Origin of the sequence: Clostridium sp. (assembly GCF_036660475.1) — a bacterium.
GTDB lineage: Bacteria > Bacillota > Clostridia > Clostridiales > Clostridiaceae > Clostridium_J.
On the sequence record NZ_JAVXAO010000003.1, the window covers coordinates 58,260 to 82,857 of the forward strand.

The window sequence follows — 24,598 nt, forward strand, 5'->3', positions numbered from 1 at the left end:
TGGCATAGAAGTAAGGTAAATATAGAATTGTATAAGGAGGTGTCATATGAAATCAATATTTATTTCTGATATTCATGGTTCATTAAAATACGCTAAAAAAGCAATGGATATTTTTGATCGAGAAAAAGGTGTAAACCTTATAATCTTAGGAGATATTCTTTATCATGGCCCAAGAAATCCATTACCAGAAGAATATAATCCACAAGAGGTAGCAAATCTATTGAATATTTATAGTGACAAGATAATCGCAGTTAGAGGGAATTGCGATTCAGAGGTAGACCAGATGCTTCTAGATTTTCATTGTATGGGTGATTACGCAATTGTATTGAAAGATAATAAAAAACTATTCCTAACTCATGGACATATTTTTAACGAAGATAATATGCCTAATTTATGTGCTGGCGATATAGTAGTACATGGACATACTCATATTCCTATGTCAAAATTTAAACATGGTATTAAAATAATTAATCCAGGGTCTATCTCATATCCTAAAGATGGAAATCCTCACACTTATGGAGTTTTAGAAAATGAAAGTTTCATTATAAAAAACATAGATGGAGAAATTGTTAAAGAAATTTCCATAATATGATTTTTAAACCTTACTTATTATTGCTATATTCAATAGGAAAGTGCGTATTAAATAATACGCACTTTCCTATTGAATTTCTACTATTTTGTTAATTATACTACTCTCTATTAAGTTGCTTTTACTAATTCCATTTCTAAAGTATCTAATTTGTTTGTACTTAATATTTTTCATATCGAAATCTAGCACATCAATTCTGTCACCTTTATAAATTTCAGGTTCTTTTTTTCCTTTTAAGAATATATGTAATTCCAAATTTACACCTCCATGTGCATTAAGATTTATATATCACATTATATATCATATAATATACTTATACTAACTATATATTTAGTGTAGTATATTATATCAGACAATTAAGTAATTGAAGCGTAAATTACACATGTTGAAAATCACTAATATCATCTGAATAATTAGTATTATGTTGACTTATTCATCTGAAACTCTTATAATTAGGATGAAAATTAAATAGTATTTTAGGTGCTTTTTTAAAAGTGAAAAGGGAATATGGTTAAAATCCATAGCAGCCCCCGCTACTGTAAATGATGACGAACCTCGTGACCACTCTTTTTAGGGGAAGGTGAGGGTAGAATGACGCATAAGCCAGGAGACCTGCCTAAATAGAAGCTTTCGGAGGGAATGAGCTATTTTAGTGAGTAAGTTAATATGTTATGGTTTATAAACAAAAGGGGTTAATGCAAACTTTTGTTAAATATAGTCATATATTTATGATGTTGTTTTACTAAAATGGAATTTTGTTAATTTAAACAAGGAGGCTTTATATCCTTGTTTTTTATTTTTTTGTTTTAATAATTAGGAAAGAAGGTATAATTAAATGGCTAAAATTATGGTTCAAGGCACAGCATCCTCAGTTGGTAAAAGTATTCTAGTAACAGCGCTTTGCAGAATTTTCAAACAAGATGGATACTCAGTATGTCCATATAAATCTCAGAATATGTCCTTAAATTCATACATTACACTTGATGGAAAAGAAATGGGTAGGGCCCAAGTGTTGCAAGCTTATGCAGCTGGGCTAGAACCAGAGGTATTTATGAACCCAATACTCTTAAAACCCACTACAGATAAAAACTGCCAAATCATTTTAAATGGAGAAGTATATGGATATTCAAATGCACGAGAGTATCATAATTTGAAGGTTCAGTTTAAAGAACAGTTGAAATCTTCTTTTGAAGAGATAGAAAAACGATTTGATATAATTGTTTTAGAGGGTGCAGGAAGTCCGGCTGAAATAAATTTAAGAGCCAATGATATTGTTAACATGGGGATGGCAGAGCTTATAGATGCACCTGTATTACTTGTAGGTGATATTGATAAAGGTGGAGTTTTTGCTTCGCTTCTAGGAACTATAATGCTTCTAAGTGACGATGAAAAGAAAAGAGTTAAAGGAACTATCATAAATAAGTTCAGAGGTGATATTTCTTTACTCAAACCCGGATTAGATAGTTTAGAAGAATTAACAAATAAGGATTGTTTAGGTGTAGTCCCATATTTCAAATTAGAATTAGAAGATGAAGATGGAGCAGTTGATTTAAATAAGAATGTAACTGATAAGATAGATGTTGCAGTTATAAAATTACCACATATATCAAACTTTACTGATTTAGATGCATTAGCAATAGAGCCAGATGTTTCTGTAAGGTATGTAGAAACTATAAATGAATTTAAAAACCCTGATTTATTAATAATACCAGGAACAAAAAATACTTTAGGAGACTTAGAATTCTTAAGAAATTCCGGGTTATTTGATGTTATTAAAGAATATGGGACTACTGGTAAAATAATAGGTATCTGTGGCGGATATCAAATTTTAGGTAGCAGACTAGAGGATCCATATGAAGTAGAAACTACGTTTAAATCTATGGAAGGCTTAAATTTACTTCCAATTAAAACGGTTTTTGAGAAAAAGAAGGTTACAACTAGAGTTCATGGAATTATTGAAAAAGGTATTATAGGTAATGAGCAACCATTAAATATTTATGGATATGAAATTCATATGGGAAAAACTGAATTATTAAATGAAGGTAAAGATTTAATAACAATCACTTGTAGCAACAATGAGAAAGCTTGTCATTTAGATGGCATAGTAAATAATCAAGGAAATGTTATAGGTACTTATATTCATGGAATATTTGATGGAGTTGAGTTTAGACAGCATATAGTAAATGATATTAGAAAATCCAAAGGCATTCAAGAAAAAGAGTCTGAAACCTATGAACATATGAGAGATAAAGAATTAGACAAACTTGCGGATTTAGTACGCTCATCTCTTGATATGAAAAAGATTTATGCGATGATGGGATTAAGTAAGTAGTGGAGATATTATTATGATTAATTTCAATATAAAAGCAAATATATTATGTGTACTTTTAGCTGTAATTCTCGACTTTATATTGGGTGATCCTCGGTGGTTACCACATCCAATTATATATATAGGAAAACTTATAGGCAGTATGGATAGACGACTCCGTGTAATGTTTGAAAATAATAACAATTTAAAATGGGCATCATTATTTATGGTGTTTGTAGTGTGTATAACCACTTATATGATTCCATATATCTTATTGAATTTTGCAATTATAAATAAGGTAGTATTTCTTACAGTTAATACTTTAATCATATGGACAACACTAGCTGCAAAGAGTTTACATGGAGCTGGTATAGAAGTATATAATTCACTTCTTAAAGATGACATAATCGATAGTAGAGTTAAACTTTCGTATATTGTGGGCAGAGATACTAACTCACTAACTAAAGATGAAATAATTCGTGCAGATGTTGAAACAATTGCAGAAAATACATCTGATGGAATTATTGCACCTATTCTTTATGCGATAGTTGGTGGCGCACCTTTAGCGATGATGTATAAAGGAATTAATACAATGGATTCAATGGTAGGATATTTAAATGAAAAATATAAAAATATAGGTTTTTTCCCTGCAAACATTGATGATATATTTAATTTTATACCAGCAAGGATAACTGGTTTATTAATGTGTGTTACATCTTGGACAGTTGGTGGAAATATTGTACAAACATTTAAAATTATGATTAGAGATAGAAAAAATCATAAGAGTCCCAATTGCGCTTATCCAGAAGGTGCTACAGCGGGCGCATTATATATACAACTAGGTGGGACTAATTCATATTTTGGTGAAACTGTAAGTAAACCTACAATAGGTGATATGATAGTCACATTAGAAAATAAGCACATTAAACAATCTATTGTACTTATGTATAGTAGTGAAATATTATTAGTATTGTTGAGTTTATTGTTTCTAGTGTTTTAAAGAAGAAGCTAAATCTATGATTTAAACCTTCTAAGATTACTCAAGGACAATAATATGAGAAGAACTTTCTTCTATAATAATACTGAAAGGTGGCATAAAATTATTTTGAAGCACGGCGGAGACATATATAGTCATGGGACTTTAGTTGGAAAAACCATTTTAGATTTCAGTTCAAATGTAAATCCAACCCCTATATCGGAAGATTTTAAATTAAATATATCAGAAGCATTAGAAATTTTACCACTGTATCCTGATATAAAATATAGAACATTAAAAAATAATATCATAAAGTATTTAGAAAAAAGCGAGGAATATTTTACGTTAGATTCATTAAATTTAAATAGCACATATATAAATAATCTTTCAACTAATAATATTATAGTTGGAAATGGTGCTGCTGAAGTTTTAGATTTAGCAATCAATTCAATAAACTCAATAACAATTGTAGTTCCTTCTTTTGTTGAATACGAAGATTTCTCCAATAAATATAATTTGAAAATTAACTTCTCGCATTTGAATGAATTTATGGAATACAATTATGATGATATTTATGAAAAAATACAGGTTAGCGACGGATTAATTCTTGGAAATCCTAATAATCCTAATGGGTGTATTATAGATCATAAAGCATTTAATAAGATATTGGATTACTGTGAATGTAATAATAAATTAATAATTATAGATGAGGCATTTATTGAATTCGTTCTTAATAATAATCAAAGTATGATAAAGTATGTGACTGATTATAGCTGTTTGGTAATTGTCCGTGCAATTACTAAATTTTTTTCAATGGCTGGAGTAAGGTTTGGGTATGCAGTAACTAAAAACTCTTCTTTACTAGCATTTGTGAATAAAAATCAAAATCCATGGTCTGTAAATTGTTTTGCTGAAATTGCCGTTAAATATGCAATGTTTGATATTGCTTTTATTAGCGCATCAATCAAATGGCTAAAATCAGAGCGAGAATTTTTGTATGAAGCCCTTAAGAATATAGATTTTATAGATACTATCTTCTTAAGCCACGGTAACTATTACCTATGCAAGTTAAAATGCATAAATAGTGACAAATTATCAGAATTACTTATGTCAAAGGAGATATTAATACGAAATTGTAGTAACTATACTGGGCTTGATAATAATTTTATACGTATAGCAATAAAAGACAGGATAAAAAATCAAGTTTTAATTACCGCATTGAAAGATATAAGTACTATAATTAAATCAAATAATTAACAAGATAGGATAGGATGGTATATGGATAACTTTAATAATTCTATATTCATTTCATTAAACGGTAGTAATACAATGGTCTTAATTTTAGGTGGTGGCAATGCTGCATTAATAAAAGCTACAACACTCCTTAAAAGAGAATTTATAGTACATTGCATATCGAAGAAATTTATCACAAAAATTCAAGAGTTATCTTATCATAATCCAAATTTAACTTTGAGTTATGACAAATTTACTGAAGAATTATTAGATAATTATCATTTAGTTATACTTTGCACAAATGATGAGGTATTCAATGAACAAATTAGATTCCTCTGTAATGAAAAGAAAAAGATTTTTATTGATACAACGTTGCCTGAAGAATCAAGAGCAATACTTTGTGCTACAAGAGAAACTAAAAATATAGGCATTGGCATAAGAATAAATGGAAAAAACCCAAAATCATCTGTATTTCTATGTAATAAAGGTAAAGAGTACTATGAAGCTTTTGATAGTTATGTGGAGTTTACGACACGAATTAGAAAAAATATAATTAATACAGATAAAAAAAGTGAAATTTTAGATTTTATAAATTCAAATGATTTTTTGTTTTTCTTTAATCAGGGTGTTTCAGGTGTAATATTAGAATTATTTTATCCTGATATTTTTAAAATAAAATAGATAATTAAAAGAGTTTATAAATGAATGGAGGAATAAATTTGAGTTTAAAATTAGCCACAAGAAAAAGCAAGCTTGCCCAAGTACAAACTGATTATACAATGAATCTTATAGCGACCCTTCATAATGTAAAGTGTGAAAAAGTTCTTACCGATACTATAGGTGATCAAAGATTAGATGTTACGTTAGATAAAATAGGTGGAAAGGGTGTATTTATAAAGGAACTTGAGAAACTTATGCTAGAACATAAAGCTGATTGTGGAGTTCATAGCATGAAAGATGTTCCATACGAGCTTCCAGAAGGGTTTAGTATTGCAGCAATGCCAATAAGAGAAGATGTTCGTGATGCCTTTGTATCTATGAATGGAGTATCATTTTCAAATTTACCTATGGGCGCTAAAATTGGAACTAGTAGTAAAAGAAGAAGTGAACAATTACTTCTTTTAAGACCTGATCTTAATATCGTACCAGTAAGAGGAAATGTCCAAACTAGAATTAAAAAAATTCAAGATGAAAACTTGGATGGAATAATATTGGCCGCAGCAGGACTTAAAAGATTGGGAATGGAAGAAATTATAACTAATTACTTTAATACGAATGAAATTGTACCTGCAATTGCACAAGGTGCTTTAGGCATAGAGATATATAAAAACTGTGAATATGAAGATATGCTAAGATCATTAGATAATTACGAAGTTAGAATATGTGTAGAAGCTGAGAGAAGCTTTATGACCGAATTAAAAGGAGATTGTCATTCTACAATAGGAGCTTATGCTACAATTGATAATGACATTATGAGTATTACTGGTATCTATGACGTTAATGGTGTTTTAGTTAAAGATACTGTGGTTGGGAATAAAGAAGATTACATGAATTTAGGAAAAAAATTATCTCAAAATATATTAAATAAGTAGATGTTTTATTAGGAGGAGAATATGGGAAGAGTTTATCTAATTGGAGGGGGTCCAGGTGCCCCAGACTTAATAACGTTAAGAGCAATAAATGTTTTAAAGAATTGTACTGCAATTTTATATGATAGATTATCCGGAGAAGAAATACTAAAGTATGTTAATAAGGATGCAAAGCTATTTTATTGTGGTAAAGAACCAGGGTGTCATTATAAAACCCAAGAAGAAATTAATGAAACCTTAGTTAATCTTGCAAAAGAGGGCCACACAGTTGGAAGAATAAAAGGTGGAGATCCATATATATTTGGTCGTGGTGGTGAAGAAGCCTTAGAACTTCTAAAAGAAAATATAGAATTTGAGGTTGTTCCAGGTATAACATCTCCTATTTCAGCTTTAAATTATGGAGGAATTCCAGTAACCCATAGAAAAATAGCTCAAAGTTTTCATGTATTCACAGGAAAAAGTGCTGCTGGTTTAAATTTAGATTTTGATACAATAGCAAAATTAACTGGAACACTTATCTTTATGATGAGTTATGAGCAATTAGGTGCAATAACTGAAGGACTTATTAGCTCTGGTTTAAATGAAACTACTCCAGTAGCTGTAGTTATGAATGGCACTACAGCTAAACAAAAAAAAGCAGTTGGAACATTAAAGGATATAACAGTTATTGCAAAGGAAAGAAACATTTCAAATCCTGCTATTATAGTAGTTGGTCAAGTTGTACAGTTTAATAATCAATTAAACTGGTTCGAAAAATTACCCCTATTTGGACGAAATATTTGTATCACAAGAAGTAAAGCTCAAAGTGAAGAAATATATAATAAATTAAGAGAACTTGGCGCAACGGTAACGGAAATAAATTCAATAGATATAAAAGCTACACCTGAAAATATAATAAGTGTAGAAAATAAGCTTCATGAATATAAATATATATTACTAACAAGTGTTAATGGAGTTAATATGCTGTTTAATGCTTTACAACATAATAAAATTGACATAAGAAAAATAAGTGGTGATTTCATATCCATAGGAGATGCTACAACTAAGGCTCTTGAAGAAAGAGGTATAATACCAATATTAACAGCTGATGAATTTACTGGTGAAGGTTTATTTAAAGTAGTTAAACCACTAGTTTCTAATGAGGATAAAATACTACTTCCAAGATCTAAAAAAGGAAGACTCTACTTAGTGGATGAACTTAGAAAACTTGGGGCTGAAGTAGATGATGTTGCAGTTTATGATACAACAATTGGAGAAAATCACAATGTAAATTCATTTGAAAATTGTGATACTGTAATCTTTACCAGCCCTACAACGGTTGAAAATATGATAGCTTTAGTTGGAATAGATGAAATCAAGAAAAAGTTAATTACATCTATAGGACCTATTACATCAAAAGTTCTTGCAAGTAAAGGCCTTATTTATACTGAATGTAGTAAGCCTGGAATAGATGGAATTATAAAAAACCTTATTGGTTAATTATATTACAATAATTTAAGTATAGAAAGAAAGGCAGGTGTGTCACAAACTTTACATTTTAATATGGATGTTATTTTAAAATGGTAACGACTAAAGTAAAGGATTGTGTTTATAATGTTTAAAAGATATAGAAGGCTAAGAGAAACAAGTGCTATAAGAGATATGGTGCGTGAAACTGTTTTAAATCCAAATGATTTTATATATCCTATTTTTGTAGTTGAGGGTGAAAATATAAAACAAGAAATATCATCCCTTAAGGGAAATTATCATTGGTCAATAGATAGATTACCCGAGGTAATTAAAGAAGTGCAGGATACAGGGGTTAAGGGAATTATTTTATTTGGACTACCTGAAGAAAAAGATGAGATTGCTACCTCTGCGTTTCATCATGATGGAATTGTTCAAAGGGCTATAAAAAAGGTTAAAGAAGTAGCAAAAGACTTATTTGTTATTACTGATGTATGTATGTGCCAATACACATCTCATGGACATTGCGGCATTATAAAAAACCAAAGAGTTGAAAACGATGAGACAATAAAATATATGGCTAAAATTGCATTATCTCATGTAATTGCAGGTGCAGATATGGTTGCACCATCAGATATGATGGATGGAAGAGTTAAAGCAATAAGAGATTTACTAGATGAAAATGGATATTGCCATATTTCAATTATGAGTTATAGTGCTAAATATAGCTCGGCTTTGTATGGTCCATTTAGAGCTGCTGCTAACTCAGCACCACAATTTGGAGATAGAAGTACTTATCAAATGGATCCTGCTAATGGAAAGGAATCAATGCGTGAGATTGCTGCTGATATTGAAGAGGGAGCAGACATAGTAATGGTTAAACCGGCAATGCTATACTTAGATGTAATCAAAGAGGCTAGCATGACATTTAACATGCCTATAGCAGCATATAGTGTTAGTGGTGAATATGCATTGATTAAGAATGCTGGAGAAAATGGGCTTATAGATGAAAAAAGAACTGCCTTAGAAATGTTAACATCAATAAAAAGAGCTGGTGCAAAAATGATAATTACCTATTATGCATTAGAAGCAAGCAGATGGATTAAGGAGTAATAAATTTATAACAGTTATATAGACATATAATCAAATGGCCATTCAAATAATTGAAATCATCTGTAAAAGATATATTTTAATTATTTGAATGGTTTTTATATTTATATATTAATAATTAGCATTAAAAAGTTATTTTACCAAAAGTCTAGTGTGTATTTTTACAAAAATGAATTTAAGTATATATATATTCATACTAGTAAAATATAATTGTTGAAGAACTTAAAATAAGTAGGTATAATAAGGGTGTATATAAATTTAATATAAATAGGGGGATAAAAATGAATGTTATAGAAAAAATTGAAGGTCTTAGAAGTAGCATGAAGGAAAATGGAATAAACGCTTATATTATTCCAAGTTTTGACTCTCATCAAAGTGAATATGTATCTGAATATTTTAAAGCAAGAGCATGGATTTCTGGATTCACTGGTTCTGCTGGTACAGTGGTTGTAACCCTTGATAGGGCAATACTTTGGACAGATGGACGTTATTACATTCAAGCAGAAAGACAGATAGAAGGAACGGGAATTGAATTATATAAAATGGGTCAAATAAATGTTCCAACTTACATTGAATTCTTAAAAGAAGAATTAAACAACGGGGATGTAGTTGGATTTGATGGTGCTGTCCTTCCAGTAAATACATTGAAATTAATGGAAGAAGCCTTTAAAACTAAATGTATTAACATTAATTCGGAAAAAGATTTAATTTTACCACTTTGGAGTGACAGGCCTGAAATGCCTAAATCTAAGGTTTTCCTTTATGATATTAAGTTTGCAGGCAAATCAGCAATTGAAAAAATTGATTTAGTAAGAACAAAGATGAAAGAGACCGGATCATCTTATTATATTTTAAGTTCACTAGATGATATTGCATGGACTCTAAATATTAGAGGTAGCGATGTATCTAATAATCCAGTAACTATTTCATATCTGCTAATTGGAATGGATTATTCAGAACTATTTATAGATAGTATAAAGGTCACTCCAGAAATAATTTCTTCATTAGAACAGGTTTCAGTAAAAGTAAATGATTATAATAAAGTTTTTGATAGATTGAAGGAACTTAAAAATAGTTCTATAATATTTGACCCGAATAAAACAAATGTTAAAATATTAAACTCTATCGATAAAACTATGAATAAAGTAGAGAAAAGAAACTTAACAACAGACTTAAAAGCAATAAAAAATGATGTGGAAATAGCCAACTTTAGAAATTGTACAATCAGAGATGGTGTTGCAATGGTGAAGTTCATAAAATATATAAAGGAAAACATAGGCAAAGAAACTATAACTGAGACTTCTGCTACAGAGGTACTAACTAAACTTAGACAAGAACAAGAATATTTTGTTGAACCTAGTTTTACAACAATAGCCGGATATAAAGATCATGCAGCTATGATGCATTATAGTGCGTCACCTGAAACCGAATACACATTAAAACCAGAGGGCTTATTTCTTGTAGATTCAGGTGGTCAGTATTATGATGGCACTACAGATATAACTAGAACAATAGTACTAGGAAAATTATCCGCAGAAGAAAAAAAAGATTTCACTTTAGTATTAAAAGGTAATTTAGATCTTACAATGTTGAAATTTTTATATGGTGCAACTGGTTCTAATTTAGATATAGTTGCAAGAATGCCTCTTTGGAATGAAGGCATAGACTACAAGTGTGGAACTGGTCATGGAGTTGGATTTTTCTTAAATATTCATGAAGGTCCACAAGGATTCTCACAAGTTCCATCAAATATAAGACTAGAAGCAGGTATGAATTTGACGAATGAACCTGGAATATATAAAGAAGGTAAACATGGTATAAGAATAGAAAATTTATTATTTGTTGTAAAAGATGAACTAACAGAATATGGTGGTCAATTTATGAAATTTGAAGTTGCTACATTCTGTCCGATAGATTTAGAAGGAATAGTTGTCGAAATGTTGTCCGCAGAGGAAAGAAATTTTTTAAATCAATATCATAAAGAAGTTTATATTCTTTTATCACCTTATCTAAATGAAAATGAAAGAATATTTTTAAAACATGAAACTAGAGCTATCTGATTATTATAAATAAACGAATGTCCTCCTAAATAAATATTAGGAGGACATTTATTTATTTTTGTATAGAAATAGAAATCCTTTATATTTCACCTTCTTAGTTATACAAATTGAAATCATAGTTATTAAATTCAAAGCATTTTTACTATTCCAGAGAGTATTATTAATAACATTCCTATTAAAATATAATTTATCTTATAATTATGATATTCCATGTATTCATACCTCCAAAATATAAAATGTATGACTATAATATATATACGTATAAATGTGCTAAAAAATACTACTAAATTGTTTTAATAAAAAATTAAAAGATTTACTAATATGTGGTATAATTAATATATTAATTATACACTTATAGGAGGTGGTATTAATTGGATTTGAATTGGATTTGGTTTGGATTACTTATTTTTGTAATTGTGATTGACGTAACAACCAGTAGCTTTACTTTTTCTTGGTTAGGTTTAGGTTTTATACCTGCTTTCATAGCTGGGTACTTTGTTAACTTTACTATTCAAGTGTGGATTGCTTTAATTATTGGTACTATGGCAATAATATTTGGATTAAGATTTTCTAAAAAATATGTTAATGTAAATTTACCAATTGAAAAGCCTTTAGTTGGCAACTATGAAAATAGAGAATTTACATCTGATGTTAATCTAAGTAGTAATAAAGAGTGTAGAATTAAAGTTAAAGAAGTTTATTGGACTGCTAGAAATGTAGGAGATGACATAGGGATTGGAGATACATTCAAAGTATTAAAAATTGAAAACAATAAATTAATAATAAAAAGGGGAGATGTTTAAATGCAATTAGTTATTGGTATTTTAGTAATATTATTTGTCATATTGATAATATTAATTTCATCGGTTAAAGTAGTCAATACGGGATCAAATTATGTATTAGAAAGATTTGGACAGTTTTATAAGATATTAGAGCCAGGTTGGCACCTAACAATTCCTTTCGTTGACTTTGTACGAAGAAAGGTTTCTGTCAAACAACAAATACTTGATATTCCACCACAAAATGTTATAACTAAAGATAATGTTAATATTTCAGTTGATAATGTTATATTTTATCAGGTTTTAAATGCTAAAGATGCAGTTTATAATATAGAAAATTATGTTCAAGGTATAATGTATTCAACAATAACAAATATGAGAAACATATTAGGTGATATGAGTTTAGACGAGGCTTTAGCAGGCAGAGATATGATTAACTCTAAACTACTACAAATAGTAGATAATGTTACAGATGCATATGGAATAAAACTATTATCTGTAGAGATTAAAAATATAGTCCCACCTACTGAAATTCAAGAAGCAATGGAAAAACAAATGAAAGCAGAGAGAAGCAAGAGAGCCGCTATACTTAATGCTGAAGGGGAACGACAAAGTGCAATATCTATTGCGGAAGGCCAAAAACAATCTAAAATACTTCATGCTGAAGCCGAAAAAGAAGCAAATATTAGGAGAGCTGAAGGCCTTAGAGAATCTCAACTTTTAGAAGCAGAAGGTAAAGCTAAAGCAATTGATATAATTTCAACAGCAGAGGCTCTAGCGATAGAAAAAGTTAATAAATCAATTATAGATTCCGGAACAAATTCAACAGTTGTAGCACTTAAACAAGTTGAAGCATTAAAAGAGCTTTCAATGAATCCAGCTAATAAATTAATACTTCCTATGGAGAGCTTATCTTCTTTGGGTAGTATAGCTGCCATATCAGAAGTGTTAAAAATGAATAAATAATGAAATGCCTATTAAGTTCATACTTAGTAGGCATTTTATTATATTTTATATAATCTTTGAATTGTTATGATGCACAAAATCTATTGTAAAACATCGTTAAATAACATATACTCATATTTATAATGGAAAATATATTATACAATAGATCTTAAAAATAATTTTTAATATTTAATATTTATTGTATGTACTAGAAACATTAAAGGTAGGTAATAAGTTATGAAAAAATTACAAGTTGATCTTGAATTACTATTAGAATTAAGCTTAACAGAAACTAGGGGAGATGGTGAATGCTATATCAACCTTAATAATGGTGAACTGTCATATATACCTCAAGGCATTATTGAGGCTTTAGAGGATGAATCTAAGTTTAGTTGCCTTGAAAGTTGGGAGATAGAACTTGCACATGAGGCTCAAGATATAGTTATGAATTATGATGACAAATATTTATATATTCCTCTTATAGAAGATAACGTACTTATATCCTCTATGAAACAATTCTTAGAAACGCTTGCGGATGATATTAGAACCAAAATTATAGCGGACGTAGATTGGAGTAATTCATTTTTGACTTTTAATAAATCATTAGTTAATAATAATAAATTGGATGATTTTTATATTTTTAGAGATGAATTTTTGTATAATTATTTAGTAAAATGGTTAGAAAATAATAATATTACAATTGTATAAATGTAAGTTTTTTATACAATTGTAATTGTAAAAGAGATAGAACTCCCTATGGAATTCTATCTCTTTATATTTTATGTTAAGAAAGGAGCTTCTTTCTCTATATATATTTTATACCATATTAAGAATATAAGTATTGTCCAAATTTTTCTACTTAAATCAAATGGTCCTGTTCTATGGTCTTCAAGCATTTTAATTGCAGCCTGTTTATTTATATATTCATCTGCATTACTATCTTTTATTATGTTCATAGCCCAATCATATAATTCATCTTTAAGCCAAAGTCTTATTGGTACTGGATAACCAAGTTTCTTCCTATCCATTGCAGTTAAGAATGGTAATTCTGACTTAAATGCTTCTCTTAATAAGTACTTAGTAACATGGCCATTAATTTTTTCATCTGGCGTAAGTTTAGATGCAACTCTAAATACTTCCTTATCAAGGAATGGTACTCTAAGTTCTAAAGAATGTGCCATAGTCATTCTATCCGCTTTAACTAATATATCCCCAGTAAGCCATGTATTAAAATCTACAAATTGCATTTGCGTTATAGGATCATAATTAGATGCCCTATCATATATGTCATTCATAGCACTTTTAATAGTATATTTTGATTCAAACTTATTAAGCACATTAGGTTTTTCAAGATCTGTGAAAATATTTGCATTTCCAACATATCTTTCTCTCATTGGAGTGCAACCTCTTTCAATAAAACTTTTACCTTTTGTACCCTGTGGAACAAAAGATGCACCTGATTTTAGAGCTTTCTTTAAGAATCCTGGTACATAATCAAACATCTTTAAAGAATTTGGCTCATGATATATTGTATAACCACCAAACACTTCATCTGCACCTTCACCAGACAATATTACAGTAACGTGTTTAGCCGCTTCTTTAGCAATAAAATAAAGTGGAATTGCAGCAGGATCTGCTACTGGTTCATCCATATGCCATATAATTTTTGGTAATTCATTGGCAAATTCCTCATGAGAAATCATAGTGTTAATATTCTCTAGCCCCAATTTATCAGCAGTTTCTCTTGCTAAATCAATTTCACTGTATCCATTTCTATCAAAACCTATAGTAAATGTCTTTAAATCTGGCATATGTTTTTTAGCTAAAGCAGTTACTACTGTTGAGTCTATTCCTCCTGATAAAAACGAAGCTATTGGAACCTCTGATTGCATATGAAGTCTTACAGAATCCTCCATTACATTACGGATTTCTTCCATTTTTTCATCTTTTGATCCAGGTGTTGGATTAAATTTTATTGTATAATAGCAATTAATCTCATGTTTCTCACCTAATACTTTTTTTATTGTATGCCCTGGTTTTAAAACTTTAACATCTTTGAGCAAAGTTTTTGGTTCAGGAACAAACTGAAATGTAAGATAGTCATGAAGTGCTCCATTATCAATTTCAGTACATGAACTATTGGGATTTGCATGAAAACTTTTTAACTCAGATGCAACATAAAGACCACTCTCATTTTCTATATAGTAAAAAGGTTTAATACCAAAAGGGTCTCTTGCGCCTAAAATGGTATTTTTCTTTTTATCCCAAATTATAAATGAAAACATACCTCTAAGTTTTTCTACAAACTTATCACCTAAATGAGTATAAAGTGTAGCAATAACTTCAACTTCTGAATTAGTAGTAAAGTTATATCCTTCTTTTATAAGTTCATCTCGCAAATAAATATAATTATAAATTTCGCCATTAAATACAATCTCTAATTCATTATTAAATGAATATGGTTGAATGCCATTCTCCAAATCCAAAATACTTAGCCTTTTAAATCCTAAATAAACATTTTCATCCATATACTCACCATCTTGAGTTGGCCCTCTATGTTCAATAGTTCTTCTCATGTCACGAAGAACTTCCTTGCTTTCCTCTAAAATTGTAGAGTTACTAAAAAACGTTACAAATCCGCACATTGCTAATCCTCCTTAGTGTCAATATATATATAAGTAATATTTTACAGTATCTATAAATTATAATCAATATATCAGTAGTTGATTATAATTTATAGATGCTAACATTTTTATTTATATCACATAGTATAGCATATTTCTACATTAAAAGTTATATAACTTGGATAAGTTTTGAAATAATTAGATGTCCACTAATTTTATGTAAAAAAATGTATATTTTTAACGCAAAATATTATATGGTAATTAAAGGTAATTTTACATAAAAATCGAATAATATCATTTGTAAATAAATGTTAAATTTAATCAAGGAGAGATTATATGGATAATTTATATGGTAAAAATATATGCTTTTATTACTATGGTGAGGATCATTTAGTAATGAATTTGTATAAATATGTTAAGCAACAAGTTCAATCTAATACCTGTGTATATTTGTATGTAGATAATAGTATTACAAATTTGCTTCTAAGCAATCTAAATGAAGATGAAAAAGATATGGTAAAGTCAATCGATATTCCTGATTTAATTGCAAATAATAAATTAGAAAATGTAGAAATTTTATCATTACCCGCAAAAATGGCTAACATAAAGCTGAAATCTATAAAAAACGGATTTTTAGGAATTAATTTTATATTTGATAGTTCTAAGTTATTAAAATCATCCTACTCTGACAATTTTTCAGAATTTCTTAAGGATTTATCTTATACATGTGAAGAATTTCAAATTAATATGCTAACTTGCTATGATTTTCTTGAGTATATTAACAGAGGAAAATATGTAAATGAAACTATTATGAAAATGTCATATGATTATCATGATTACCGTATGTTTGGAAATGATATTATTCCAATTGAAAATTTCAATGTAAATAGTAATCTCGCATAAATTATTAAAATTTATTAAAAATAAGAAGCTGATATATTGACACTATTAGTTGCTATGATATTATATAAATATATTGTGCTATTAATATAATATTTATGGGATAAATATCTTATTATTTTCACATAGTATAGGTATAGTCAATAAATTGATAATAAGAAACGAGGTAAATCATATGGCAATAGTTAAAATAAGTGAAAAAGCTACTGTTGAATTTTTACAATTTCTGAAAGATAATGAAGTTACATCAGATACAGTAAGAATACATTTTGCAGGTATGGGATGAGGCGGCCCAACTTTTAATCTAGTTTTAGATGACAAAAAAGATACTGATAATACAGAAGTTGTAGAAAACTTAACTTTCTTAGTAGATAAATCAGTTACAGACCAATTTGGCGCTCTTACAATTCTTTGTGGAGAAGAAAATGGTAGAGGTGGTTTCTCTATAGAACCTGAAAACACACCTGATGGTGGAGGTTGTTCAAGTTGCAGTAGTTGTGGTTAATATCCATAGTTAAACTTTAATACAATGGTTTAGTTATTAAATTAACTAAACCATTGTATTTTTATATTGTGTTTATTCCTATATATTATTTTTTAAATGTATAAAATATATTTTATTGATTAAACTAAGTCTGATGAATCAACTAGGAGGTAATATCATGGCAAAGGCAGGAATGAAACGACCAGGTATAACTGAATCTCATGGTACTGAGAGTAATAAACATAATCATTTCCCTAAAAATCAAACCCATCCAGTACCTGAATTGCAAGGTAAGGCTAAAACGTCAGATAAAAAAGCTAAGCCTATTAGTTATGATGATAAGTGGTAGTTAATTTATTAAAGTATATGTTGTAAAAAAGGGTTAATATCGTGAAAACGGTATTAACCCTTTTTTACAGCATATAAAACTATTTTATAACTTAATTATTTAAAGGTAGCCTCATTAAAATAATTAAGTTAATATTAGAGTATAACAGGAGTTTAAATTAACGGAATGCTACAACCATATTTATTTAATTAATTTAATATGGTATAATATTAAATTGTTAATTAATATATTACCTATCTTTTAATAAAGGAGATTTGCTCAATGAATAAAAATTTAAAATACTATATAGAAACATGGGGATGCCAAATGAATGAAGAGGATTCGGAGAAGTTGTCTGGTGGATTAAAGCCACTTGGACATACTAGAACTACTTCTAAAGAAGAGGCTGATATAATAATATTTAATACTTGTTGTGTTAGAGAAAATGCTGAGCAAAAAGTTGATGGAAATCTTGGTGCTTTAAAAAAAATGAAGAAAGATAATCCTAAAAAAGTAATTGCTGTAACAGGGTGTATGATGCAACAAGATGGTATGGCTGAAAAGATTATTACTAAATTTCCTTTTGTAGATATTATCATTGGAACTCATAACGCATATAAATTTACTGAATATCTAGGTCGTGTTTTAGGTGGGGAAAGACCTATCGTAGAGATATGGGATAAAGAAGCGGATATAATTGAAGGGGCAATTATCGATAGAGCCAGTACAATAAAAGGATTTGTAACTATAATGTATGGATGCAACAACTTCTGTACTTACTGCATTGTACCTCATGTTAGAGGTCGTGAACGAAGCAGAAATTCTAGTGAAATTATTAAAGAAATTGAATCCATGGTTAAAGACGGATATAGAGAGATTACCCTTCTTGGACAAAATGTAAATTCATACGGCAAAGGATTAGAAGAGGATATTAACTTCGCAGAGCTTCTAAGAAAAATAAATACAATAGATGGATTAGACAGGGTAAGGTTTATGACATCACACCCAAAAGATTTAAGTGATGAAGTCATTGATGCAATTGCAGCCGGTGAAAAACTGTGTGAATCTATACACCTTCCTGTACAATCAGGATCTTCGAGAATATTAAAAAAGATGAACAGACATTATGATAGAGATCAATATGTAGAATTGGTTAAAAAAATTAAAGATAGAATTCCTAATGTAACTCTAACCACTGATATAATTATAGGTTTTCCTGGTGAAACAGAAGAGGATTTCCTTGATACACTAAGTCTAGTTAAAGAAGTAGAGTACGATTCTGCATTTACTTATCTGTATTCAAAACGAAATGGAACACCAGCTGATATGATGTTTGACCAGATAGATGAAAAAATAAAAAAGGATAGGTTTAACCGATTAATTAAGGCTGTAAATGAAATTTGTGCTAAAAAGAATAAGATTTATGATGGCCGCATAGTTGAAGTTTTAGTAGAGGGTGAAAGTAAAAATGATGATACTAAACTGTCAGGCAGAACTAGAACTAGTAAACTTGTTAACTTTACAGGAAGCAGATCAAACATAGGGAAATTAGTCAATGTTAAAATTACTAAGGCAAATTCCTTCTCTCTAATTGGAGAAGAGGTATAAAAGCGACAATGTCGCTTTTTTTCAAATAACTTAACTTATAGCTTAACTTAAAGGAGAGATATAAAAATGGCATTAACTCCAATGATGCAACAATACTTTCAAATTAAAGATAGATACAAAGAATGTATTTTATTTTTCAGACTGGGTGACTTTTATGAAATGTTTTTTGATGATGCAAAAACAGCTTCAAAGGAACTAGAACTTACGTTGACAGGTAGAGACTGTGGGCTTGATGAAAGAGCCCCAATGTGCGGCATTCCATATCATGCAGCTAAAAACTATATAGGGTCGCTTATATCTAAGGGGTTTAAGGTAGCTATATGTGAACAAGTTGAAGATGTTTCTGCAGCGAAAGGTATTGTTAAACGTGATGTAGTTAAGGTATATACCCCAGGCACATATACTGAAGACTCTTACTTAGATGATAATCAAAATAGTTATACCGCAAGTATATATGTTGAAGATAATATTATATCATTGGCATTCTGTGATATTTCTACAGGTGAATTTTATACTACAGAATGTAATTATAATACTAACCTAATTATCGATGAAATTTGCAAATTTAATCCACGTGAAATAGTAATTTCAGAAGAATTAAGTGATGAACTTTTACAGGAACTTAATAATAGAAGCACATTTTACATATCACATTTTTCAAATTCCAACTTTAATGTAGATACTTTAGATCTTGAGAACCAATTTTTAAATTTTAAGAATACTGGATTATCAGATACAACTATTAAAGTTTGTAATGGATTAGTTAGATATATAAAAGAAACCCAAAAAAATTCATTAGCCCACATAAGCAATATAGAACTATATAATATATCTACGTATATGACTATTGATATTAATTCAAGAAAAAATCTAGAGTTAGTAGAAAATTTGCGAGATAAAGGTAAAAAGGGAACTTTATTATCTGTAATTGATAAAACAAATACTTCCATGGGAGGTAGACGTATTAGAAAATGGATTGAAGAGCCATTAATAATAGAAAAAGATATCATAAACAGACAAAGTGCTATATCAGAATTTGTAAATGATTTAATTGTATTGGAAGATTTGAAAGAGGCACTAAAAAGTATTTATGATATTGAAAGACTTGTAGGCAAAATAAGTTCTACAGCAATAAACGCTAGAGAACTTGTAGCACTAAAAAATTCTTTGTCTAAGATTCCAGGGGTTAGAGCTATAATTTCGCAACTTAAGAGTCCTTTGATGGTACATATATATAACAATATAGATGAACTAAGTGATATCCATGAATTCTTAGAAAAAGCTATAATGGATGAGCCTTCAATTTCGGTAAAAGAAGGTAATATAATTAAAAGTGGATATAATAATATAGTTGATGAATTAAGAGAAAGTAAAACCAATGGGAAACGATGGCTTGCTAACTTAGAAAGTCAGGAAAGAGTTTCTACTGGTATAAAATCTTTGAAAATATCTTATAATAAAGTTTTTGGATATTTTATAGAAATTACAAAGTCAAACTTAGCTCTAGTTCCTGATGGAAGATATATTAGAAAACAGACCTTATCTAATGCTGAAAGATATATAACCCCTGAACTTAAAGAGGTTGAAGATAAAATTCTAGGTGCTGAAGAAAAGCTAATAGCGTTAGAATATACTATATTTACAGAGATTAGAGAAAAACTAGAATCTAATATTAATAGAATGAAATTAACTGCTAAATTAATATCAGAAATTGACTGTATATGGTCATTAGCCACGGTTGCAAAGAATAATAATTATGTTAAACCATCTATTAATAACAATGGTGTAATCACAATAGCTGATGGACGACATCCTGTTGTAGAAACCCTTACCAAATCAAATACATTTATATCTAATGATACAGATCTTGATTTAGATCACAATAGACTTATGTTAATCACAGGACCTAATATGGCTGGTAAGTCAACATATATGAGGCAAGTAGCCTTAATTACGTTAATGGCTCAAATTGGATCATTTGTACCAGCTAAAGAAGCTAACATTTCAATTTGTGATAAAATATTCACTCGTATTGGAGCTTCTGATGATTTAGCTGGTGGTAAAAGTACATTCATGGTTGAGATGTGGGAAGTGTCTAACATTTTAAAGAATGCTACTAGTAAAAGTTTAGTCCTTCTAGATGAAGTTGGTAGAGGTACCAGTACTTACGACGGACTTAGCATCGCCTGGTCAGTAATTGAGTATATATGCAAAATTTCAAATATTAAATGCAAAACCCTATTTGCCACACATTATCATGAATTAACTAAATTAGAGGGTGAAATACCAGGTGTAAAAAACTATTCTATTTCTGCTAAAAAAGTTGATAATAATATAATATTTTTACGTAAAATTATACGTGGTGGTGCAGATGAATCTTATGGTATAGAAGTTGCTAAATTAGCTGGATTGCCTAAAGCTGTCATATCTAGAGCAAGAGAGATACTTCATACATTAGAAGCGAATTCATCTACCATAGAACATCCTACTAAGGTAATGGAGTTGCCAATGCCAACTGCAGAGCGAGAAGTAAGTTTAACCCAAATAGGGTTTGATGATATTGAAATACAGAACTTAGTTGAAGAAATAAAATCTATAGATGTTCTAAATTTAACACTTATGGATGGATTCAACAAACTTTATGAAATAATAGGCAAGGCAAAAAAAATATAATAATTAAGGTAGGTGTACTATGAGAAGAATTAATCTATTATCTGAAAACACTGCCAATCAAATAGCCGCTGGAGAGGTTGTTGAAAGGGCTAGTTCTGTGGTTAAAGAATTAGTTGAAAATAGCCTAGATGCCAATAGCAATAATATTAATATTGAAATCGAAGAAAGTGGTAATAAACTAATTAGAATAATAGATGATGGTAGTGGTATTCATCCTGATGATATTTCCAAAGCCTTTTTACCTCATGGAACTAGTAAAATTTCTAGCATAGATGACATATATGGGATACAGTCATTTGGGTTCAGAGGGGAAGCACTTGCAAGTATAGCTTCAGTATCAAAAGTTAAACTTAAGTCTAGAACATCAGATTACGATATTGGTAAAGAAATATCAATAGAAGGTGGCAATGTTATTTATGAAAATGAGATTGGATGTAATCTAGGAACAGAGATTGAAATTAATGATCTTTTTTTCAATACACCAGCAAGACAAAAATTTTTGAAATCACCGCAGAGAGAAAAATCTATTATTAATGATTTAGTTTTAAAATTAGCCCTTGGGAGTTATAATACATCTATTACATTAATTAATGATGGAAAACAGACACTTAAAACTTTCGGAGAAAGTGAACTTAATAAAACAATTAGGATACTATATGGAAAAGAAGTTTATGATAATATTATACCAATAGAGAATCACAGTGATATATTGTCTGTACACGGATATATAGGGAAAGAAAGTATAAGCAGGGGAAGTAGAAATAGACAAAGTATATTTGTAAACAAGAGACTTATTAAAAGTTCATTAATAACTGCTGCAGTTGAAAATGCATTTAAATCTTTTATAATGGTCAATAAGTTTCCATTTTTCACTATATATATAGATATATTCCCTGAATTTATTGACCCTAATGTACATCCATCAAAGGCAGAAATTAAATTTTTGGAAGAACGAGTATTATTTAAGACTGTATTTGATGGTGTACATAATGCTTTAAAGGAAAGCTTAAAGAAAAATTTTGTTATCAATGAAGCTATTGATGCTAAACCTATAGTTTTAGAGACTTCACAAGTAAAAGAGCATCATTATTCATCTACGCAATTAGGATATATGAATAATGATGAATCTTTAAAAAACCATGAGCCTGCATTATATATTAAAGATTCCATAATAGATTTTTCTTCAAATGCGGATAGTAAGATATATAACAAAGAATGTTTTAATGATAATAATTATATATCAAATAAAACTATATATTCAGAGTATAATCAAGAGATTTTGCCTAAGTTTCCAAAGATAAAGCTTATTGGACAGTGCTTCAACAGTTATGTTATTGGAGAATATTTAGATGAAATTTATCTAATTGATCAACATGCTGCCCATGAAAAGATTTTATTTGAGAAATACAGGAAAAACATAGGGAATCTTACAGTTGCAAGTCAAATCTTAGCTATACCAGCAATTATACCTCTCACATTCGAAGAGTATGCTATATATAAGGATAATGAATGTATTTTTAAATCCGCTGGATTTATAGTAGAAGACTTTGGTGAAAACGATGTTCTAGTAAGAGAGGTTCCATTATTTTTAGGTAAACCTCATATCAATAATCTATTCCACGATATTATTGATAACATAAGGACTATGGGAAGTGGTCTTACTGTAGATGTAAAGTATAATAAAATTGCATCACTTGCTTGCAAAGCTGCAGTAAAGGCAAACGATAAGCTGTCTGATATAGAAATCTTATCTCTATTAGATGAGTTACGGTTTATAGATGAACCTTTTACCTGTCCACATGGAAGACCTACAATAATTAAATACTCATTAAAAGAAATCGAAAAAAGTTTTAAAAGAATCTAACATTTAGAAGAAGGGGTTACAACATGAATGACTTATTTATACTAGCTGGTCCTACCGGCATTGGTAAAACGGATATATCTATAAATATTGCTAAAAAATTAAATGGAGAAATTATATCAGCAGATTCAATGCAGATATATAAAAAGATGGATATTGGTTCAGCTAAGATAGGCTTAGAAGATATGAAAGGAATTGAACATCACCTTTTAGACCTTTTAGACCCTTCAGAAAATTTTAGTGTTGCAGAATATAGCAATATTGCTAAAAATAACATTGAAGAAATATGGTCAAGAAATCATCTCCCAATGGTTGTCGGCGGAACTGGACTTTATATTAATTCATTAATTTATAATTATAGCTTTGCTGAAACCAGTAAAGATGAAATTTATCGTAGCGAACTAGAAGCTGTAGCTTTAGATAAAGGCGTAGAATACGTGCATAACCTGCTTAAGCCCATAGATGAAGTTAGTTATAATAAGTTATATCCAAATGATCTTAAAAGGGTTATTAGAGCTCTAGAAGTGTATAAAGTAACTGGAGTTCCACTATCTGAAGCTACTAAAAATGATGATATATATAATATTCCTTACAATGTTAATTACTACGTTTTAAATATGGATAGATCAAAGTTATATGAAAGAATTAATAAAAGAGTAGATATTATGATAGAAAAGGGACTTCTAAATGAAGTTATTAAGTTATCAGAAGGTGGATATACTAAAGATATGCAATCAATGAAGGGCATAGGTTATAAAGAATTACTAGAATATTTACAAGGTGATATTTCATTAGATAAAGCGATTGAAAATATAAAGCAGTTTAGCCGGAACTATGCCAAAAGACAACTTACATGGTTTAGGAAAGATCCTAGAGTTATTTGGATTAATAAAGATAATTTTATAGATGACAATGAAATAGCCGAGTTTATAGTTAATGATTTTAAAGAAAAACATTCATTACGCTAATCTCCTTTGAATTATAATCTTATTTTTATACTATCATAGCAGTTGAATAGTATGTTCTATTTGCTTAATATCTACAGCTATGATAGTATTATTATGTTATTTTGTATTTAAGGAGAG

Annotated in this window: 20 protein-coding genes and 1 riboswitch; of the genes, 18 read left to right on the forward strand and 2 right to left on the reverse strand. The window is 29.3% G+C overall.

Translation table 11 applies throughout. The features are described from left to right. The first annotated feature begins 46 nt into the window (after positions 1-46). Complete coding sequence (gene yfcE / locus RSA29_RS05835; protein WP_332660190.1) at positions 47-592, forward strand: phosphodiesterase; 546 nt, start codon at positions 47-49, stop codon at positions 590-592. Positions 593-658: 66 nt separating this feature from the next. Here the strand turns inward: yfcE and RSA29_RS05840 are convergent, their stop codons facing one another. Continuing rightward, positions 659-844: a hypothetical protein gene (locus RSA29_RS05840; protein ID WP_332660188.1), complete on the reverse strand. Its 186-nt coding sequence runs from the start codon at positions 842-844 to the stop codon at positions 659-661. A gap of 206 nt (positions 845-1,050) precedes the next feature. Continuing rightward, positions 1,051-1,224: riboswitch (cobalamin riboswitch) on the forward strand. 200 nt (positions 1,225-1,424) lie between these two features. Between RSA29_RS05840 and RSA29_RS05845 the strand changes: the two genes are divergently transcribed. The 11 genes from RSA29_RS05845 to RSA29_RS05895 all read left to right on the forward strand — a co-directional run bounded on the left by RSA29_RS05845 (position 1,425) and on the right by RSA29_RS05895 (position 13,743). Next, positions 1,425-2,921, forward strand: coding sequence for a cobyric acid synthase (locus tag RSA29_RS05845; RefSeq protein ID WP_332660186.1), 1,497 nt, complete (start codon positions 1,425-1,427; stop codon positions 2,919-2,921). 16 nt (positions 2,922-2,937) lie between these two features. Then, the gene (gene cbiB / locus RSA29_RS05850) at positions 2,938-3,897 is read left to right on the forward strand and encodes an adenosylcobinamide-phosphate synthase CbiB (protein ID WP_332660293.1); all 960 of its coding nucleotides are present in this window, start codon (positions 2,938-2,940) and stop codon (positions 3,895-3,897) included. 54 nt (positions 3,898-3,951) lie between these two features. Next, positions 3,952-5,130 (forward strand): histidinol-phosphate transaminase, encoded by a 1,179-nt coding sequence (locus tag RSA29_RS05855; RefSeq protein ID WP_346944383.1) that lies wholly within the window; start codon positions 3,952-3,954, stop codon positions 5,128-5,130. 21 nt (positions 5,131-5,151) lie between these two features. After that, positions 5,152-5,787, forward strand: a complete 636-nt coding sequence (locus RSA29_RS05860; protein ID WP_332660182.1) for an NAD(P)-dependent oxidoreductase — start codon at positions 5,152-5,154, stop codon at positions 5,785-5,787. A gap of 38 nt (positions 5,788-5,825) precedes the next feature. Next, a complete protein-coding gene (gene hemC / locus RSA29_RS05865) occupies positions 5,826-6,698 on the forward strand; it encodes a hydroxymethylbilane synthase (protein WP_332660180.1) in 873 nt (290 codons plus the stop codon). A 21-nt stretch (positions 6,699-6,719) separates the two neighbouring features. After that, the gene (cobA, locus tag RSA29_RS05870) at positions 6,720-8,174 is read left to right on the forward strand and encodes a uroporphyrinogen-III C-methyltransferase (RefSeq protein ID WP_332660178.1); all 1,455 of its coding nucleotides are present in this window, start codon (positions 6,720-6,722) and stop codon (positions 8,172-8,174) included. A 114-nt stretch (positions 8,175-8,288) separates the two neighbouring features. After that, on the forward strand, positions 8,289-9,254 hold the full coding sequence (hemB, locus tag RSA29_RS05875) for a porphobilinogen synthase (protein WP_332660176.1): 966 nt from the start codon (positions 8,289-8,291) through the stop codon (positions 9,252-9,254). A 278-nt stretch (positions 9,255-9,532) separates the two neighbouring features. Then, entirely contained in the window at positions 9,533-11,311 is a 1,779-nt protein-coding gene (locus tag RSA29_RS05880; protein WP_332660174.1) for an aminopeptidase P family protein, read from the forward strand. Positions 11,312-11,682: 371 nt separating this feature from the next. Further along, positions 11,683-12,114, forward strand: a complete 432-nt coding sequence (locus RSA29_RS05885) for an NfeD family protein (RefSeq protein WP_332660172.1) — start codon at positions 11,683-11,685, stop codon at positions 12,112-12,114. Beyond that, complete coding sequence (locus tag RSA29_RS05890) at positions 12,115-13,056, forward strand: SPFH domain-containing protein (RefSeq protein ID WP_332660170.1); 942 nt, start codon at positions 12,115-12,117, stop codon at positions 13,054-13,056. A 216-nt stretch (positions 13,057-13,272) separates the two neighbouring features. Then, on the forward strand, positions 13,273-13,743 hold the full coding sequence (locus RSA29_RS05895) for a hypothetical protein (protein WP_332660168.1): 471 nt from the start codon (positions 13,273-13,275) through the stop codon (positions 13,741-13,743). A 71-nt stretch (positions 13,744-13,814) separates the two neighbouring features. Here the strand turns inward: RSA29_RS05895 and asnB are convergent, their stop codons facing one another. Next, the gene (asnB, locus tag RSA29_RS05900) at positions 13,815-15,680 is read right to left on the reverse strand and encodes an asparagine synthase (glutamine-hydrolyzing) (RefSeq protein ID WP_332660166.1); all 1,866 of its coding nucleotides are present in this window, start codon (positions 15,678-15,680) and stop codon (positions 13,815-13,817) included. 315 nt (positions 15,681-15,995) lie between these two features. Between asnB and RSA29_RS05905 the strand changes: the two genes are divergently transcribed. The 6 genes from RSA29_RS05905 (at position 15,996) to miaA (ending at position 24,481) form a co-directional block, all read left to right on the forward strand. Continuing rightward, positions 15,996-16,562 carry a hypothetical protein gene (locus RSA29_RS05905; protein WP_332660164.1) on the forward strand — a complete coding sequence of 189 codons (567 nt, stop codon included), beginning with the start codon at positions 15,996-15,998 and terminating at the stop codon, positions 16,560-16,562. Positions 16,563-17,221: 659 nt separating this feature from the next. Continuing rightward, positions 17,222-17,392 carry a hypothetical protein gene (locus RSA29_RS05910; RefSeq protein ID WP_332660162.1) on the forward strand — a complete coding sequence of 57 codons (171 nt, stop codon included), beginning with the start codon at positions 17,222-17,224 and terminating at the stop codon, positions 17,390-17,392. 261 nt (positions 17,393-17,653) lie between these two features. Continuing rightward, positions 17,654-18,979 (forward strand): tRNA (N6-isopentenyl adenosine(37)-C2)-methylthiotransferase MiaB, encoded by a 1,326-nt coding sequence (gene miaB / locus RSA29_RS05915; RefSeq protein WP_332660160.1) that lies wholly within the window; start codon positions 17,654-17,656, stop codon positions 18,977-18,979. Positions 18,980-19,045: 66 nt separating this feature from the next. Continuing rightward, entirely contained in the window at positions 19,046-21,652 is a 2,607-nt protein-coding gene (gene mutS, locus RSA29_RS05920) for a DNA mismatch repair protein MutS (protein ID WP_332660158.1), read from the forward strand. Between the two features lie 19 nt (positions 21,653-21,671). Then, entirely contained in the window at positions 21,672-23,516 is a 1,845-nt protein-coding gene (gene mutL / locus RSA29_RS05925) for a DNA mismatch repair endonuclease MutL (protein WP_332660156.1), read from the forward strand. 23 nt (positions 23,517-23,539) lie between these two features. Continuing rightward, positions 23,540-24,481 carry a tRNA (adenosine(37)-N6)-dimethylallyltransferase MiaA gene (gene miaA / locus RSA29_RS05930; RefSeq protein ID WP_332660154.1) on the forward strand — a complete coding sequence of 314 codons (942 nt, stop codon included), beginning with the start codon at positions 23,540-23,542 and terminating at the stop codon, positions 24,479-24,481. The last annotated feature ends 117 nt before the right edge of the window (positions 24,482-24,598 follow it).